At 67.0% G+C, this 2,591-nt stretch carries 2 protein-coding genes; both read left to right on the top strand.

Annotation, left to right across the window (positions count from 1 at the left end):
* Positions 1–161 precede the first annotated feature (161 nt).
* Entirely contained in the window at positions 162–1,736 is a 1,575-nt protein-coding gene (istA, locus tag DCI01S_RS16315) for an IS21 family transposase (RefSeq protein ID WP_061230188.1), read from the top strand.
* Positions 1,733–2,476: an ATP-binding protein gene (locus DCI01S_RS16320; protein WP_017836422.1), complete on the top strand. Its 744-nt coding sequence runs from the start codon at positions 1,733–1,735 to the stop codon at positions 2,474–2,476. Before istA ends, DCI01S_RS16320 begins: the two co-directional genes overlap by 4 nt.
* Positions 2,477–2,591: the final 115 nt, after the last annotated feature.

Genomic DNA, 2,591 nt, shown 5'->3' on the forward strand with positions numbered 1-2,591 from the left:
GAGTATTCGCTCTTCTGAGGGCCAGTCATATCGGGCCTGGGAGCCAGCGGCGGCTTGACGCGTTGGACGCCGTCGGAGCCACCGTTATTCGGCTTCAGAGCCACCTTCTTAGGCTCCTCCCGCTGGGTGTAACGGGCACCTGGCGAAAGGAGCAGTTCCCAATGGTAAGGAAGATCAAGGCGAAACTCGTCTTGCAGTTACGGGCCGAAGGCCTGTCCGGGCGGGCGATCGCGGCCTCGCAGCGGATCTCGCGCAACAGCGTCGCTGCGGTGCTGGAGGCCGCTGATGCCGCCGAGCTCGGCTGGGACGACGTCGCAGATCTACCGGACGGCGAGGTGTACTCGCTGTTGTTCCCGGGCCGGGGTGAGCACGACAGCGTGTTCGCCGAGCCCGACTGGGCCCAGGTGCATCGGGAGATGGCCCGGGTCGGCGTGACGATGAAGCTCCTGCACGGCGAGTACACCGACCTCTGCGCCGACTCGGGCTCCCCGGCGATGGGCTACGACCGGTTCTGCAAGCAGTACCAGCAGCACGTGCAGGTCGCCGGGTTGGCCTCGCGGGTCGGGCACAAGGCTGGGCAGACCGTCGAAGTGGACTGGTCTGGCCCGACGATGCACCTGACCGATCCCGTCACTGGCGAGGCGAGGCGGGTGTATCTGTTCGTTGGGTGCCTGCCGTTCTCCCGCTACGCCTTCGTCGAACCCACCCTGGACATGAAGCAGGACACCTGGCTGCGCGCTCATGTGGCGATGTTCGAGTTCTTCGGCGGCTCGGTCCCGCGGATCGTGCCGGACAATCTCAAGACCGGCGTGATCACCCATCCCCGTGAGGGCGAGATCGTCCTCAATGACGCCTACCGGGAGATGGCGGCGCACTATTCGGCCGCGGTCCTGCCGGGCCGGGTGCGCAAACCCAAGGACAAGCCGAGCGTGGAGAACACCGTCGCGCACGTGGCCACCTGGGTCATCGCCGCCCTCCGGACGCAGACGTTCGCCACGCTCGCCGAGCTCAAGTTCGCGATCGCCGACCAACTCGCTGCCTACAACGCCGAGCCGTTCCAGAAGCGAGCTGGCTCGCGGGCCAGTGTGTTCGCCTCCGAGGAGAAGGAGCTGCTGCGGCCGCTGCCGGCCACCGGGTACGAGATCAGCCGCTGGTTCTACGGCCGAAAGGTCGGACGCAACGGCCACGTGTCGTTCGCCCGCAACTACTACTCCGTGCCGTACCCGCACGTGGGCGCCAAGGTCGACCTGCGCATCACCGAGTCGATGCTGGAAGTGCACCGCGGCCACCAGCGGCTATCGAGCCACGTGCTGCTGCCCGAGACGGTGGTCAACGAATACCGCACGAACGATGCCGATCTGCCGGCCGGGCCGAAGTACCGGCAGTGGGACCAGAGCAGAGTCCGTGAATGGGCCGAACGAGTCGGCCCCTCGGCGCTGGTCGTCACCGATCGGATCTTCGAATCGGTGCCCGTCGCCGAGCAGGGCATCAACCCCGCTCTGGCCGTCTTGCGGTTGACCCGCCGCTATTCAGCGGAGCGGGTCGAGGCCGCGTGCCGGATCGCGTTGGCCGGGCCGATCCGCTCCCCGCGGTACGCCCACCTGCGCCCGATCCTGGAAACCGGGCAGGACAAACCCGCACCACCGACCGGCAGGGCCAGCCAGGACCGGCCCGCCCAGGACGCCGGCGGATATGTGCGTGGGGCCGACTACTACGCCGCAGGAGGTGCCCGATGACCCGGCTCGATCCCGAGACGCGCCGCAAGCTGCGCGAGATGGGCGCCACCGCGCTGCTGGAGGCGTTCGAGGCCCGCGATGAAACCCTCATGCTCGGCATGGGATTCGAAGACCAGGTCAAGATCGTCGTCGACGAGGCCCACTCCACGTTCACCCACGCCAAAGTCGAGGGCCTGATCCGGCGAGCCGGCCTGCGCTATCCGAACGCCGACCTCAGGCGGCTGGACATGCTCCACGAGCGCGGCCTGGACCAGGGCGTGATCGCCCAGCTTGGCGCCTGCTCGTTCATCGACCGGCACCAGAACGTCGTCTTCCAGGGCTTCACCGGCTCCGGCAAGTCCTACCTCGGGTGCGCTCTGGCCAAGCAGGCCTGCACCCACCGAATCCGGGCGCACTACATTCGGATGCCGGATCTGGCCGAGACGTGGGCGCTGGCGCAAGACAAGCCGAACGGCAAGACGACGTTCCTGAAGAAGTACGCCGCCTTCACGCTGCTCGTGCTCGACGAATGGCTCCTCGACCCGCCCGACGAGGGCATGCGCAGCATGCTGCTCGAACTCCTCGAGCGCCGCTACGGACACGCCTCGACGGTGTTCTGCACCCAGTACGCCCAGAAGGACTGGCACCAGCGCCTCGGCTCCGGAGTCCACGCCGACGCCATCATGGACCGCATCGTCCACAACACCCTCTGGATCGAAACCGGCACCTTCAACATGCGAGAACACACCGCCGTGAACTAACCCCCGGGACCGGCGCACGAGAGCCGGTGGCTCCCACCCCATCGGCCACCGGCTCTCAAAGTCAATAACGGTGGCTCCCAACCTCAATATCCAGTGGCTCCCAAACCCTCAAATA

Source organism: Dietzia cinnamea NBRC 102147 (genome assembly GCF_001571065.1).
In the GTDB taxonomy this organism is placed as follows: domain Bacteria; phylum Actinomycetota; class Actinomycetes; order Mycobacteriales; family Mycobacteriaceae; genus Dietzia; species Dietzia cinnamea.

What these genes read in the sequence shown, in the direction of transcription:
- DCI01S_RS16320 (WP_017836422.1), top strand. Translation starts at nt 1,733, where the DNA reads ATGACCCGGCTCGATCCCGAGACGCGCCGCAAGCTGCGCGAGATGGGC.
- istA (WP_061230188.1), top strand. Translation starts at nt 162, where the DNA reads ATGGTAAGGAAGATCAAGGCGAAACTCGTCTTGCAGTTACGGGCCGAA.